This window comes from Otoolea muris (assembly GCF_943193115.1).
GTDB lineage: Bacteria > Bacillota > Clostridia > Lachnospirales > Lachnospiraceae > Otoolea > Otoolea muris.
Map to the genome: position 1 here is coordinate 26,899 of NZ_CALPCY010000028.1, position 15,099 is coordinate 41,997.

Below are 15,099 nucleotides of genomic sequence, written 5' to 3' on the forward strand. Positions count from 1 at the left end.
ATGATTATGGCAAGCTTATCTTTAAAAAATATATGCAAACAGTATCCCAACGGCTATAAGGCTGTGACGGATTTTAACTTAGAGATCGCGGATAAGGAGTTTATCATTTTCGTAGGCCCGTCCGGGTGCGGCAAGTCAACTACGCTGCGTATGGTGGCCGGACTGGAGGACATCTCCTCCGGAGAGTTTAAGATTGACGGCGTACTGATGAATGATGTGGAGTCCAAGGACAGGGATATCGCCATGGTATTCCAGAATTACGCCCTTTATCCGCATATGACTGTATATGACAACATGGCCTTTGGACTGAAGCTGCGCAAGGTTCCCAAGGATGAGATTGACCGTATGGTGCGCGACGCCGCCAAGATCCTGGATCTGGAGAAGCTCCTGGACCGCAAGCCCAAGGCTTTGTCCGGCGGCCAGAGACAGCGCGTAGCCATGGGCCGCGCCATTGTCCGCAATCCCAAGGTATTCCTCATGGATGAGCCGCTCTCTAACCTGGATGCCAAGCTGCGCGTGCAGATGAGAACCGAGATCTCCAAGCTGCATCAGCGCCTGGGCGCGACGATTATCTATGTAACACATGACCAGACCGAGGCGATGACCCTGGGAACCCGGATCGTGGTTATGAAGGACGGTATTGTGCAGCAGATCGATACGCCGCAGAACCTGTACAACAGGCCCGGAAATCTCTTTGTGGCCGGCTTTATCGGTTCCCCGCAGATGAACTTCTTAAATGCCATCTGCCAGGCGCAGGGCAATGACGTATTCCTGACTGTTGGCGGGACACGTATTAAACTGAATCCGGAGCGCGCGAAAAAGCTTATCGACGGCGGCTACAGCGGCAAGGAAGTGATCATGGGGATTCGTCCTGAGGATGTAAATGACAGCGCGGAGGCGAACTTTGCGAATAAGGCTGTGATCCGCGGAACCGTGAATGTGTATGAGCTTCTGGGCGCGGAGGTCTGCCTGTACTTTGATGTGAATGGGACGCAGATGACGGCAAAGGTGTCTTCCGCTACGCCGATCCGGGCGAATGATACGGTTGATTTTGCACTGAATGCGGATAAGATCCATGTCTTTGATAAAGAGACGGAAGTGACGATTACGAATTAAGTTTTATTATAGAAAATGAGACGCGGGTAAAAGGAAAGCGCTCGTGTATGTGAAAGCCGCCGCAGGGAACGGGGATGGGATCCGTTCCCTGCGGCGGCTGTTGGCGCTATTTTTGGCGATAATGGCTGCGGCATTGCAGGATTTCGATTCTATTGTCAACAATGCGGTATATCAGGCGGTTCGTATCGTCGATTCGGCGGCTCCAGTAGCCATGTAGATTTCCTTTTAATGCTTCAGGTTTTCCAATACCTGAATACCCGTTTCTGTCAATATCGTGCAATAGCTGATTGACGCGTTTGAGTGTCTCTTTATCTTGTGACTGCCAATATAAATAATCCTCCCAGGCAAAATCATCCCATACTTTGATCATCTTCTGCCTCAATCAGTTCATGGATCGTACCGTCTCCGTGTTCCATGCGTATTTTTGCCGCTAACAGGCGCTCTTGATTTTCAGCAGAATAGAAGGGATCCGCGCGGAGCTCAAATGGGATGCCATTACAGCGTACGACTTGTTTTAAAAATATAGTCGTTGCGGCTGATAGGCTGATGCCGATATCGGAAAAAATCAGCTCTGCCTGCTGCTTTAGCGTGTCATCGACACGGATATTTAAATTTGCCATATGTGAGCGTTCCTTTCTTTACGGATAATGGCAGCATGAAATTCGTAAGATGTAAATACAATACACAAAAATCAGGGGAATTTGTTATTATGTCCTGTCCTTCTCAGCCTCAGTTATCCTCCTGCTGGCTCTCCGTCACGGTAAATACCTGGCGCTTTCTCGCCATCTCGTCGCTGGCGAGATACTCATCATAGGTCGTTATCTTATCGATCAGCTTCCCGTTTACAATCTCCATGATCCGGTTGGCGGTCGTCTCGACGATCTGGTGATCGCGCGAGGAGAACAGGATCACGCCCGGGAACTTGATAAGGCCGTTGTTGAGCGCGGTGATGGATTCCATGTCAAGGTGATCCGTGGGCTCGTCAAACATGAGCACATTGGCCCCGGAGATCATCATCTTGGAGAACATGCAGCGGACCTTCTCGCCTCCGGACAGGACGCGCACTTTTTTCACCCCGTCCTCGCCTGCGAAAAGCATCCGGCCCAGGAAGCCGCGTACATAGGTCACGTCCTTGACCGGGGAATACTGGGTCAGCCAGTCCACGATGATATCGTCATTGTCGAATTCGGCGCTGTTGTCCTTGGGGAAATACGCCTGGGAGGTCGTGAGCCCCCATTTGTAGCTGCCCTCGTCCGGCTCCATCTCGCCGGAGAGGATCTTGAAGAGCACGGTCTTGGCCTGCTCGTTGGGGCCGACGAGGGCCACTTTGTCCTGCCGTCCAAGGATAAAGGAGATGTTGTCTAAGACCTTTACGCCGTCGATGGTCTTGGAGAGGTTTTCCACAGTGAGAACCTCGTTTCCGATCTCGCGGTCAGGCCGGAAATCGATATAGGGGTATTTCCGGCTGGAGGGCTTGATCTCATCCAGCTCGATTTTTTCAAGCGCCCTCTTTCTGGAGGTCGCCTGCTTGGACTTTGAGGCGTTGGCGGAGAAGCGCTGGATGAATTCCTGCAGCTCCTTAATCTTTTCCTCTTTCTTTTTATTGGCTTCCTTCATCTGCCGGATCATGAGCTGGCTGGATTCATACCAGAAATCGTAGTTGCCGGCGTAGAGCTGGATTTTGCCGTAATCAATGTCTGCGATATGGGTGCAGACTTTGTTTAAGAAATAACGGTCATGGGATACCACAATCACCGTGTTTTCAAAATTGATAAGGAATTCTTCGAGCCATGCAATGGCGTCCAGATCCAGATGGTTGGTAGGCTCGTCGAGGAGCAGGATGTCGGGGTTGCCGAACAGGGCCTGCGCGAGAAGCACCTTTACCTTCTGCGAACCGTTTAATTCGCTCATCTGCCTGCCGTGAAGTTCTGTATCGATGCCAAGGCCGTTTAAGAGGCTGGCCGCGTCGGATTCGGCCTCCCAGCCGTTCATGGTGGCAAATTCGCCTTCCAGCTCAGCGGCCTTGATGCCGTCCTCCTCGGAGAAATCCTCTTTCATATAAATGGCGTCTTTTTCCTTCATGATCTCGTAAAGTCTGGCATTTCCCATGATGACCGTATCCAGAACCGGAAAAGCGTCATACTTAAAATGGTCCTGCTGCAGGAAGGAAAGGCGCTGGCCCTGGGAGATAACCACTTCGCCGTTGGTCGGCTCAAGCTGACCTGACAGGATCTTAAGAAACGTCGATTTCCCTGCGCCGTTTGCCCCGATCATACCATAACAATTGCCCTCTGTAAATTTAATGCTGACATCCTCAAAGAGTGCTTTTTTGCCTACGCGTAGCGTCACATTACTTGTACTAATCATTTCCGTTCCTTTCCTTAAAAAAAAGAGGCTGCCTTTCGCCCCCCTTTGTCTGCTGCCCTCGTCTTTTCTATTTTACAGGAAATTCCTGATTTTGCAAGTGTTCTTTTCATAAAAATACTGTATTTTAGTCCCTTTTGTGCTATACTCTGTTATGGATCAGGGATTTTGGTTCTTTGATCCGTGCATGATGCTTTAAAATGGAGGTGTGTTATGTCCTTTGAAGATTATACAAAAGCCTGCCGGCTGGGCCGCAAAGCGTATCAGCGGAATCTGATGAAAGGTGTTTACCCTTATCTTCAGGCGCTGGACGAGACGATTTCCCATGTGGATATTATATCAGAGGTGGATTTGGGACTTCAGCAGATCCCTGCGGAGCTGATCGCCGGGACAAGGAACATCGGGCGGCGCGGCGCTTTTGCGCCGAATTATATGCCCCTCCTGGATGTGCAGTCCGAGTTTGCCTCAAAATGGATTGAACTCTGCAAGTCGCATCTGGAGGAAGGGATCCACACGCCGGTTACGGCCTGCGAGTTTATGGGGCGCTTCTATATTATGGAGGGGAATAAACGCGTCAGTGTTTTAAAATATTTTGGATCGCCGACGATCCCTGGTATTGTGACCCGCCTGGTTCCCCGTAGAACGCTGGATGAAGATAACCAGATTTACTATGAGTATATGAATTTTCACCGCCTGTCAGGCGTCAATTATATATTATTCAGCCGCAGGGGCGGCTACCCCGCGCTGTCAGCCGCTGTGGCGGGAAATGCGGCCGCGCCCTGGAGTGAGGAGATGCGGCAGGATTTTTCCGCCGCATATGTGAAATTTTCCACAAACTATAAGGCGAAGGGCGGGCAGAGGCTGCCGATCGAGGCCGGGGACGCGCTGCTCGCCTATATTGAAATCTATGGATACGATTCGCTGAAAGAGGATCCCGGCTCAAAAGTGAAGGAAAATATCGCAAAGAGCTGGGATGAATTTGCCCGTCTGAAGGAACATAAGACCGTGGAACTGGTTATGGATCCCGTCCCGGCCGCGCCTAAGAAGAAGCTGATTGATATCCTGCTTCCACCGTCCGCGAAGCAGACAAAGATTGCGTTTATCCATTCCAAAAACGCGGAGCTGTCGAGCTGGACGTATGCCCATGAGCTGGGTCAGCGCCATGTGGCGGAGGTGTTTGGGGATCGGGTGGAAACATTTTCCTATGAAAATATTACGCCGGGCGAAGACGCGCAGAATGCGATTCAGCGCTCGATCGACAACGGATGCACGATTATTTTCACCACAACGCCCGAATTTATTTCCGCCAGCATCAAAATGGCCAGGGAGTATCCGAATGTGAAAGTCTTAAACTGCTCGCTCAACACATCGCACCACAATATCAGGAGCTATTACGGGCGGATGTATGAGGCGAAATTCCTGTGCGGGATGATCGCCGGGGCGCTGGCTGACAATAACCGGATCGGATATATTGCAGATTACCCGATATATGGGACAACGGCGAATATTAACGCGTTCGCCCTGGGGGCGCGCATGGTCAACCCAAGGGCGAAGGTGTATCTGAGATGGTCTACGAAAAAGGACGGCATAGATATAACTGATTATTTCCGGGAAAATCAGATCTCCTATTTATCCCATCAGGATATGATCGTACCGCGCTACGCCTCCAGGCGGTATGGGCTGTACCGGTTTGACAGCGGCTTTGGGTTCGGCCCGGAGATCAAAGAAACAGCGGAGAGGAAGGCGTCCGGGGAGACGGAGGAGGCCGGCGGACAGACGCCCTTTAACGCGGCTACTCCGCTGTGGAACTGGGGACGTTTTTATGAGAAAATCATTGAGAGCATCATGGCCGGCTCATGGAACAGCGGCGACGTATCGGATGCAAAGGCTTTAAACTACTGGTGGGGGCTTTCCGCAGGGATGGTGGATCTCATTTACACACAGAACCTGTCCTATGCAACGAAACGTCTGGTGGAATTCGTCCGGCGCGGGATTGAGACAGGAACCTTCCACCCATTCTCCGGCCTGCTCTATTCGCAGACCGGGATCGTGCAGAAAGATGAGAACCGGGCGCTTTCACCGGAGGAGATTATCACAATGGACTGGCTGGCTGAAAATGTGGTCGGGGAAATCCCGGATTTTGACTCCCTGACCGGGGCGGCCCAGGCCGTGGTGCGCCTGCAGGGGATAAGGAAGCCGGAAGATGCGGTATAAAAAGGAGTGACAGTTCGGAGGTTGTCTGGACTGTTGAAAAACGGGGGAATTTCAGGGATGAACGGACATGAAAATACTTGCGCTTGCTGATCAGGAATCAAAGGGGTTGTGGGATTATTTTGACAAATCAAAGCTGAAGGGGATTGATCTCATCATATCCTGCGGGGATCTGGCGCCGCAGTATTTATCCTTTTTGGCCACCTTCACCCATGCGCCGGTTCTCTATGTGCACGGCAATCACGACGGCTGCTATGCACAGACGCCGCCCGACGGCTGCGTCTGCATTGAAGATACGATTTACACCCATGAGGGGATCCGCATCATGGGCCTGGGCGGCTCCATGCGCTACAAGAACGGGGCGCATCAGTATACGCAGGCGGAGATGAACTGGCGGGCGGCCAGGCTGTGGCCCAAAATCGCGATACACAGGGGATTTGACATATTGGTTGCGCACTCGCCTGCTTTTGGCTTTCACGACGGAACGGATCTGCCGCATGTGGGGTTTACGGCTTTTAATAAGCTGATGGAACGCTACAACCCGGATTATTTCATACACGGCCATGTTCATGCGACGTATGGTTCCATGTTCCGGAGGGAGGATCTGTATGGAAAGACAAGGGTGATTAATGCGTATGAGCGGCATACGATTGAATATGAGAAGTAGATAAGGCCCGGAGCATGTCTGATTTTTCTGACACGCTCCGGGCCGTCTGCTTATAGTTCCTGTTGTTCTTTTTTTACAAGCTGCTCCCGATAGGAGAGGTAATTCACATAATCAATCAGGCGCCGTTTTGATTTTCTGGAAAAGGATGAGACGCGGCAGAGGAAATCTCCTGCCGTAATATGCTGGATAAAGCGCTCCGAGAGCTCCGGCGGGAGTTTCGGATATGAGATGTTTCCCAGAATATAGTCAGAACTGACATTGTAATATTGGGTCAGCGTATATAGATGATGAAGCGGCAGGTCCGCTTTGGCAGTTTCATAACGGGAATAGATCTGCTGTGTTGTGCAGAGAACCTGGGCTAACTGTTCCTGCGTGATTCCTTCGCGTTCCCGAAGCGTTTTCAGACGCTCGCTGATGATTTTCCTATCAAGCCCGGGATTTTTCATGGCCGCACACCTCCTGAAATTACACATAATTATAGTAAAATAATCTATCATACATATAAAAGATTGTATCCAAATATGGGTAGATTGATGTAAAAATTTTTCAGAATACAATAATTTTGGCGTATAGAATGGCAGGGGGGTGATCGCGGGAAGGACGCCGGTGAATCTCTGAATGATATGTTTCGGTATGGCTGGATTTTAAGGACAGTTCCTAATTATTGTGAGCAGCCTTGTTGATATTGCCACATTAACGGAGAAGTGTATACCTTACATAAAACGGCGCAAAGGACAGACAGAAAAAGACCCATCAGAAAGCCTGACCGGACCTGATGGGCCGAGTGACGATTGCACAGGCAACCGTTAATCTCGCTCAAGTGTAAAATTCGTTAATCTTTAGATAGTTCTTTCTTTTCAATCTGCTCCTGATAGGAAAGATAATTCACATAATCGATGAGGTGCCGCTTCGACTTTTTCGAGAAGGCCGAAATAAGACAGACAAAATCTCCCACCGTAATGTGCTGGATAAATCGCTCTGAAAGCTGCGGCGGTATATTCGGGTGCGAAATGGTTCCCAGAATATAATCGGAGCTGACTTTATAATACTGCGACAGGGTGTAAAGATGGAGCAGCGGCAAAGTGGCTTTAGCGGTTTCATAACGGGAATAGGTCTGCTGCGTTATCTTGAGAAGCTGGGCTAATTGTCCCTGTGTGATATCCTCGCGTTCCCGAAGAATCTTGAGACGTTCGCCGACTATGAATTTATCAAAACCTGAATTTTGCATGTCCGCACACCTCCTTTGCTACATTTAATTGTTGTAAAATACTGTATCATACATGAAAAGGATTGTAGCAAAATACAATTAAATTGATGTAAAAATATTAATTAATACATATAATCCGTGTAAAAGATTGTACCAGTACACGATTTCACAGATACCCGGATATTAAGCGCCTGATAATCGCCGTTATTTTTGCAAGGCTGTACCAGGCAGCCAATTACTGCCCTTGTCCTTGTATTTACCAGAAAAATGGCATATAATCATGATATGAAAATTGTCCGGAAGACGAACAGGAAAGAGGAACACCACATGAACAAGAATGAACGCTGCCTGGCCATTTTGGAGCTGATTCAGAGATACCACAGAGTGGATGTGAAGGATCTGGCGCGGCAGTTTGGCGCGTCTGAGATGACGATTCGGCGTGATTTGAATTTTCTGGCGCAGCAGTATAATATCACGCGCACGCACGGCGGAGCTCTGATGGTAAATCAGACCGTGGTGCGCATGACGTCATTTGATGAAAAGCGTATTTCCAACAAAGCGAGCAAGGAGCGGATTGCGGCGATGGCCGCATCGCTGATCCGCGGCGGGCAGCGCATCTTTATTGACGCAGGGTCCACGACGCGGATTATGCTGAATTACCTGGACAAGGGTTTACGCGCTGTGATTGTGACCAACCATTTAAAAGTAGCGGAAGAAGCGCTCCAGTATGATAATGTATCGGTGATCATGCTGGGCGGAGAAATGATCCGGATCACAAACTGCAGCTCCGGCCCGGTGGCGGAGGAACAGATCCGCAAATATCAGCTCGATACAGCCTTCATCGGGGCTGCGGCGATTGGCACGGACGGACGCCTTTACGACGGCTATTCACCGGAGGCCCGCTTTAAGAGCTCTCTTTTTTCCGTGGCAAAGCGCGTATATCTGCTGGCTGATTCCACAAAATTTAATACATATGACTTAAACGGCTTTGCCTCCCTCTCACAGGTGGACGGCGTGATCACGGATCAGGGCCTTGATGAGGAGGGCAATAACCTTATGAAAAAATATAATACAAGAGTAATCTTTGCGTAACCGTTTCGGCGGCCCGATATCATATTGTCTGTAAATAAGGCCATAACAAACGCTTCCGGTTACAGGAAGCGCTGCGTTATGGCCTTTTTATGCGCACAACCGGCTAACATGTATGATAAATTTTTCTGTATGCATAACTTAAAGCAATCATTGAAAAAATAATAAAATAAAGCTAAACGAACATAAAAACCGGATTAAATCTGAAAAACAAAGAAAATTCCCCTAAAATCAAACATAATCAAACACAAAGAAAAATAAAAACGAACATTAATTATACATAATAACTAAAAAATGCAGGTTAATTTTAGATATATATGGGATTGAAGTACAAAAATAAGTGTGCTAATATGTTCGTACAATCAAAAAACGTTCAAAGATAAAGGAGGAATTGTTTTATGAAAAAAGTTTTGTCCGTTGCTATGGCCGGTATGCTTGCGCTGTCTCTGACGGCTTGCGGTTCTTCTGAAAAGCCTGCCGGGACGCAGGCTCCGGCTCCGACCGAGGCGGTGAAGACGGAGGCGGCTGTGGAGGAAGCTGTCACAGAGGCCGTGAAGGAGGACGCCGCTTCCGAGGGCGGCTACACGATTGGCTTTTCACCGTACACGCTGACCAATGAATATTTTACCGCGGTTCAGACCGGTGTTCAGACAGCTTGTGACGAGCTTGGCTGCGAGATGATTTCCTTTGACCCGCAGAATGATCCGACGAAGCAGGCGTCTCAGATTGAGGATATGATTGCAAGCGGCATCGACGCGCTGGTGTACATACCGTACGATTCCGCCGGAGCGCATACGGTTCTTCAGACCTGCCGGGACGCGGGCGTTAAGGTAATCAATGTGGACAATGTGATCACAGAGGATGATTATGAGCTGGTGGACGGCATTATCGCTTCTGACAATACGCAGCTTGGCTATCTGTCAGGCCAGTGGGTTGCCGAGAATCATCCGGATGGCGCGAATATCCTGATTGTTCATCTGCAGACAGCAGAGTCCTGTATCATCAATGTTGAGGGCTTCTGGTCCGGAATTAAGGATAATGTATCGAATGCGGACGCATTTGTAGAAGTTCAGGTTGTAGAGGGCGAGGGAGCGACGGACGCGGCGTTTAATGTGGTATCGGACGCGCTTCAGGCTCATGATGATATTGATGTGATTTACTGTATCAACGATACCTCTGCCCTGGGAGCGGTTCAGGCTGTGGAGGAAGCCGGAAAGGCCGGTTCCATTGACATTCTCGGCAAGGACGGCGCGCCGATCGGCAAGCACGCGATCAAGGACGGAACCATGGTGCAGTCTTCCGCACAGCGGCCGACCTATATGGGTTACCTGGGCGTTCAGAATGCGGTAAAGGCGTTAAAGGGCGAGGAGTTTGAATTTAATATCGCAATTGAGTCCTACAGCATTGATGCGAGCAACATTGACGATTACGATCTGGATGCATGGGACGCTCTTGACTGATAATTGTATGGTCCGGCCCGGAACATTCCAGGCCGGATTTTTTTTGAAAATGAGGTAGGATAAATGAGTGAAGCAAAGCTCCTTGAAATGAAAAATATCACGAAGTCATTTGCCTCGAATGTGGTGTTAAACGGTGTAAATCTTTCGGTTGGCGGGGGCGAGGCGGTCGCGATTCTGGGTGAGAACGGGGCCGGAAAGTCAACGCTTATCAAGATTCTGGGCGGAATTTACAAGGCGGATTCGGGCGAAATCCGGATAAACGGGGAGACGAAGCACATCACCTCATCCGCGGTGGCGGGGGAAAATGGAATACGGATCATCCATCAGGAGATCATCATGGTTCCCGCGCGCACGATCGCGGCCAATGTATTTCTGGGGCGCGAGCCAAGGGACCGGTTTGGGATGGTGGACGCAAAGCGGATGGAGGAAGAGACGCAGAAGGTGATCGACGATCTGCATTTAAACCTGCGCGCCGGCGAACTGGTGGGCGATCTGTCGATTGGCATGCAGCAGCTTGTGGAGATCATCAAGGCAGTTTCAGCAGAGGCGCGCGTGGTGGTTATGGATGAGCCGACCTCCTCCCTGTCCCAGGGCGAGGTGGAAACACTGTTTGGGATTATACGCCTCCTTCAGGAAAAGAAGGTTGGGATCATTTATATCTCACACAGGCTGGAGGAATTATTTGCCATCACGGATCGCATTGTGGTGCTGCGCGACGGAAAGATGGTCGGGGATGTGCAGACAAAGGGCGCGGATAAAGACGAGCTGATCCGCATGATGGTAGGTCGCGAGCTGACCAGCTATTATACAAAGAGCCGGCGGGAAATCCGCGGCGTTTCCCTTGAGGTGAAACATTTAAAGCACGCGGAGTATTTTAATGACATTAGTTTTTATGCGAGATATGGCGAGATCGTCGGCTTTGCCGGGCTGGTGGGAGCAAGACGCACGGAGCTGATGAAAACGATTTTCGGGGCGTTTCAGAGGGCCGGGGGAGAGATTTTCCTGGACGGAACGCCTGTAAACATCAAAAGGCCCAGGGATGCGATCGATCTGGGGATTGTCTATGTGTCTGAGGATCGCAGAGGCGAGGGCCTGATTCTTAAAAATGATGTGGAATTTAACATGGGCCTTGTCTGTCTGTCAGATTTTGTGAAGGGGATTTCCGTGGATTTTAAGGCGTGGGATACCATGGTCGAGGATTACAGGCAGAAATTCCGCATCCGGCTCACGTCCTCCAAGCAGCTCACAGGCAATTTAAGCGGCGGAAACCAGCAGAAGGTGGTGCTGAGCAAATGGCTGGCCAAAAAGCCGAAGGTCATTATTCTCGACGAGCCGACAAGAGGGATTGATGTGGGATCAAAGGCTGAGATTTACGCGATTATTGATGAGCTGGCTTCGGGCGGAGCGTCGATCATCATGGTATCGTCAGAGCTCCCGGAGATTATTAACATGTGCAACCGGTGCTATGTGATGTGCGAGGGGCGGATCACAGGAGAACTGAGCGAAACGGACTTTACGCAGGAGACGATGATGGCCTTTGCAACAAACCGTGAGACGGGTGACAGAGAATGACATTCAGGAGGTATACAAATGGAAAAATCCAAAGCCGCAAAATCTTCCGGCAGAGCGGCCAGTTTCTTTAAAAGCAATATCGGTACGATCATCGGCCTGATTCTCCTGGTCGGGATTATATCTGTTTCAACGCCGAAATTTATGACCCCGTCGAATATGCTGAACCTGATGAAATCCAACTCCGTGAACGCGATCATAAGCTGCGGCATGCTGCTTGCGATCCTGATGGGGGAGATCGATATTTCCGTTGGTTCAACGGTGGGCCTGACAGGCGTGATTGGGGCTTATATGATAACCAATATGGGCGCTCCGGTGTGGGCGGCCGTGCTGACCTGCCTGGCTGTGGGCGCTCTGGTAGGTACCATTAACGGAGTGGCGATCGCGTATTTCCAGGTCCCGGCCTTTGTGGCTACGCTGGCAATGCAGTGCATCGGAAGGGGGCTTACGCAGATCATCTCGGGCGGCGTTACAATCCGCGTGCGCAACGACGGCTTTACGGCTCTGGGCAATGCGAACCTGGGCGGGGGGATTTCCGTGATTATCGTCTATGCGGCGGTGATTCTGATCGCAACGTGGTTTCTGTTAAACCGTACGCGCTTCGGATACTATGTCTACGCGATCGGCGGAAATAAGACAGCGGCCCAGTATTCGGGCGTGGATGTGAAAAAATATAATATGCTTCCCTATATCCTGATCGGCCTTCTGTGCGGGATCGGCGGACTGGTATGGTGCGCCAGGCTGGGTTCCGCGGCGGCGACGCTGGGAAATGGGTTCGAGATGGATGCCATAGCGGCAGTCGTGATCGGCGGGACAAGCATGTCAGGCGGAGTCGGCACAGTGGGAGGCACATTTATCGGTATTCTGATTATCGGCGTGATCACCAATGGACTGAACCTGATGGAGATCAATTCCTTCTGGCAGAATGTCCTGAAGGGAATCATCATCCTGATCGCGGTTGTGATCGATGTGGCAAGGAAGAGCCGGGCGAAGCGGCAGTAGGGAAAAGGGAATTTTATGGCGTTTGCAGGACTTGATGTGGGAACCAGCGGGAGCAAGCTGCTGGTATATGATTTAGAGGGCCGCGTGGTATTTAGGACCGAAGGCCGGTATGCGGAGCTGGGGGAAAACGGCCGGAGAGAGCTGAACCCAAAGACCGTTCTTGACACGGTTTTTAAGCTTCTCAGAGAGGCGGGGGATTCCTGCCCGGAACCGATCGAGGCGCTGGCGGTTACGTGTCTCGGGGAGTCGGTGGCGTGCCTGGACGATAAAGGGGAGGCGCTCACGAATTCCATGCTCACCGGGGATGTCAGGGGGATCCCGGAGACAGATGAGGTGATCCGCGCGTTCGGCGCCCGCAATATCTTTGAGATTACGGGCCTGCCGCCCAATGAGCTCTACGGGCTTCCGAAATACAGGTGGCTGAACCGGAACACGGACGCGGTAAAACGCGCGGCGGCGATCCTGTTTTATGAGGATTTCGTGACATTTAAGCTGACAGGAGAGCGAAAGGTCAGTTACACATGCGCGGCCCGCAGCATGGCGTTTGACATCCGGAAAATGGACTGGTCAGAGGAGCTTCTCTCCTTTGCGGGCATCCGCAGGGAGCAGATGTCGGATCCGGTGGGGCCGTGCGCGGTGATTGGGACGATTTTGCCGGAGGCGGCAGAGGCGCTTCATCTGAATCCGGGGCTTAAGCTGGTGTCAGGAGGCCATGATCAGTCCTGCGCCGCGCTGGGGAGCGGGCTTGTGGATATGGAGCGGGGCGAATGTGGGATGGGGACATGCGAATTTATGTTTACGATGCTGCCCGGCCCGATGATGACGCCGTATATGATGGAAAATGATTTTACCTGTATTCCGTATATTATTCCCGGAACATATCTGTCGAGCCTGGAGGTCACGACATGCGGCGCGCTCAAAAACTGGGCGCGGGACGGGATTTTTGAGGGAATCAGGAGCCGCTGCGAGGCCGGAGGCAAAAACTTTTTTGCAGTCATGGACGAAGCGGCGGCAAAGGTGAGGACCGATGTGCTGGTGCTCCCGCAGTTCGGTTCTTCCGGGAACCCGGATTTGTCCATGGATGCAAGGGGAACCATAGCGGGGCTTACAATCCACACAAAGCCGATGGAGATTTACCGGGCGGTGCTGGAGAGCTTTGCGTTCCAGATGTATCTGTCATATGGCCGGCTGAAACGGCTGGGAACCAGGATGGAGAGCATTGCCGCCACGGGCGGGGGCGCGGCGTCAGAGCTGACGCTGCAGATACGGGCTGATGTGTTTAATATGGAGGTTTCCTCCATGGAATGCGACGAGGCCGGGACACTGGGATGCATGGTGATGGCAGCCACGGCGGCAGGCGCGTATCCGTCCCTGGAGGACGGGATACGGCGGGCAATCCGCACAAAGCGGGTTTACCGGCCGGATGCGGCCATGCACGCGTGGTATATGGAAAAATTTGACAGATACCGTCAGCTTTATGAGAGGATGTTTGATTTTAAATAAGGGAATTTAGAGGCAGCCCGCCCGCCGGGTCAGGGATGCATGAAGGAGGAATAAAAAAATGAAACTGGTAAACGGATTTGACCTGATGGCTTATGCAAAGAAATACCATTATGTACTTCCGGCTTTTAACACGACGAATCTGGAGATGACGTATGCCATCGCGGCAGGGCTGATGGACGCCGGACTGCCGGGATATATCCAGATCTCTTCCAATAATCTGCGTCTTTCCAATCCGCGCATTATCGCGGAGATCGCCAGGGATGCGGTCCGCAGTTCAGAGATTCCCATCGGCCTCCATCTGGATCACGGAAAATCGTTTGAAGATGTGAAAGCCTGCGTGGACGCCGGGTTTACGTCCATCATGATCGACGCGTCCCACCTTCCGTTTGAGGAGAATGTAAGGGAGAGCCGAAGGGCGGCGGAATACTGTCATTTTTACAATATTCCGGTTGAAGTGGAGCTGGGCGCTCTTAAGGGCAAGGAAGAGGATATTGTAAATGAGGGCGATTGCAAGACAGATCCGGATATGGTAGCGGATTTTGTGGAGCAGACAGGGTGTGATGTGCTGGCCGTGTCCGTGGGGAACGTACACGGGCTGTGCCTGAATCCCCAGATAGACATTCCTCTGCTTGCCAGGATCCATGAAGTATGCCCGGTTCCGCTCGTTCTGCACGGCGGCTCCGGTATTCCGAAGGAAGTGATATGGGAGGCTAAAAAGCACGGGCTCATCAAGATCAATTACGGCTCGGATCTCAGAAAGGAATTCATCCATACCTTTGGGGAGGCGTATGAGGCAGACCATAACGAGCACGATGTGATTCATCTGAGCGTTGCAGCTGTGGAAAACGTCCGGCAGAAGGCAAAAGAGCTGGTGAGTATGATCAATGAACGGTAATGTTTTTTGCAGGACG

Annotated in this window: 14 protein-coding genes; 9 read left to right on the top strand and 5 right to left on the bottom strand. The window is 51.2% G+C overall.

Annotation, left to right across the window (positions count from 1 at the left end):
- The first annotated feature begins 6 nt into the window (after positions 1-6).
- Positions 7-1,116 (top strand): ABC transporter ATP-binding protein, encoded by a 1,110-nt coding sequence (locus NFS31_RS16225; RefSeq protein ID WP_251497219.1) that lies wholly within the window; start codon positions 7-9, stop codon positions 1,114-1,116.
- Between the two features lie 106 nt (positions 1,117-1,222).
- Here NFS31_RS16225 and NFS31_RS16230 read toward each other — a convergent pair whose 3' ends face one another.
- The 3 genes from NFS31_RS16230 to NFS31_RS16240 form a co-directional block, all read right to left on the bottom strand.
- A complete protein-coding gene (locus NFS31_RS16230; RefSeq protein WP_251497222.1) occupies positions 1,223-1,486 on the bottom strand; it encodes a Txe/YoeB family addiction module toxin in 264 nt (87 codons plus the stop codon).
- Positions 1,467-1,736: a type II toxin-antitoxin system RelB/DinJ family antitoxin gene (locus NFS31_RS16235; protein WP_251497225.1), complete on the bottom strand. Its 270-nt coding sequence runs from the start codon at positions 1,734-1,736 to the stop codon at positions 1,467-1,469. Before NFS31_RS16235 ends, NFS31_RS16230 begins: the two co-directional genes overlap by 20 nt.
- A gap of 109 nt (positions 1,737-1,845) precedes the next feature.
- Positions 1,846-3,483: an ABC-F family ATP-binding cassette domain-containing protein gene (locus tag NFS31_RS16240; RefSeq protein WP_251497228.1), complete on the bottom strand. Its 1,638-nt coding sequence runs from the start codon at positions 3,481-3,483 to the stop codon at positions 1,846-1,848.
- Between the two features lie 210 nt (positions 3,484-3,693).
- Here NFS31_RS16240 and NFS31_RS16245 point away from each other — a divergent pair, with 210 nt between their 5' ends.
- Positions 3,694-5,694, top strand: coding sequence for a BMP family ABC transporter substrate-binding protein (locus NFS31_RS16245; RefSeq protein ID WP_251497231.1), 2,001 nt, complete (start codon positions 3,694-3,696; stop codon positions 5,692-5,694).
- Between the two features lie 67 nt (positions 5,695-5,761).
- Complete coding sequence (locus NFS31_RS16250; protein WP_251497233.1) at positions 5,762-6,358, top strand: metallophosphoesterase family protein; 597 nt, start codon at positions 5,762-5,764, stop codon at positions 6,356-6,358.
- A 50-nt stretch (positions 6,359-6,408) separates the two neighbouring features.
- Here the strand turns inward: NFS31_RS16250 and NFS31_RS16255 are convergent, their stop codons facing one another.
- Both NFS31_RS16255 and NFS31_RS16260 read right to left on the bottom strand, forming a co-directional pair.
- Positions 6,409-6,804, bottom strand: coding sequence for a helix-turn-helix domain-containing protein (locus NFS31_RS16255; RefSeq protein WP_251497234.1), 396 nt, complete (start codon positions 6,802-6,804; stop codon positions 6,409-6,411).
- A gap of 386 nt (positions 6,805-7,190) precedes the next feature.
- Positions 7,191-7,586: a helix-turn-helix domain-containing protein gene (locus tag NFS31_RS16260; protein ID WP_251497236.1), complete on the bottom strand. Its 396-nt coding sequence runs from the start codon at positions 7,584-7,586 to the stop codon at positions 7,191-7,193.
- A 306-nt stretch (positions 7,587-7,892) separates the two neighbouring features.
- Between NFS31_RS16260 and NFS31_RS16265 the strand changes: the two genes are divergently transcribed.
- The 6 genes from NFS31_RS16265 to NFS31_RS16290 all read left to right on the top strand — a co-directional run bounded on the left by NFS31_RS16265 (position 7,893) and on the right by NFS31_RS16290 (position 15,083).
- Complete coding sequence (locus NFS31_RS16265) at positions 7,893-8,657, top strand: DeoR/GlpR family DNA-binding transcription regulator (protein ID WP_251497238.1); 765 nt, start codon at positions 7,893-7,895, stop codon at positions 8,655-8,657.
- A 395-nt stretch (positions 8,658-9,052) separates the two neighbouring features.
- Positions 9,053-10,114: a sugar ABC transporter substrate-binding protein gene (locus NFS31_RS16270; RefSeq protein WP_251497240.1), complete on the top strand. Its 1,062-nt coding sequence runs from the start codon at positions 9,053-9,055 to the stop codon at positions 10,112-10,114.
- Between the two features lie 63 nt (positions 10,115-10,177).
- Entirely contained in the window at positions 10,178-11,686 is a 1,509-nt protein-coding gene (locus tag NFS31_RS16275) for a sugar ABC transporter ATP-binding protein (RefSeq protein WP_251497242.1), read from the top strand.
- 18 nt (positions 11,687-11,704) lie between these two features.
- On the top strand, positions 11,705-12,685 hold the full coding sequence (locus tag NFS31_RS16280) for an ABC transporter permease (RefSeq protein ID WP_251497245.1): 981 nt from the start codon (positions 11,705-11,707) through the stop codon (positions 12,683-12,685).
- Positions 12,686-12,700: 15 nt separating this feature from the next.
- Positions 12,701-14,188 (top strand): FGGY-family carbohydrate kinase, encoded by a 1,488-nt coding sequence (locus NFS31_RS16285; RefSeq protein WP_251497248.1) that lies wholly within the window; start codon positions 12,701-12,703, stop codon positions 14,186-14,188.
- Positions 14,189-14,246: 58 nt separating this feature from the next.
- Positions 14,247-15,083 (top strand): class II aldolase, encoded by an 837-nt coding sequence (locus NFS31_RS16290; protein ID WP_160225981.1) that lies wholly within the window; start codon positions 14,247-14,249, stop codon positions 15,081-15,083.
- The last annotated feature ends 16 nt before the right edge of the window (positions 15,084-15,099 follow it).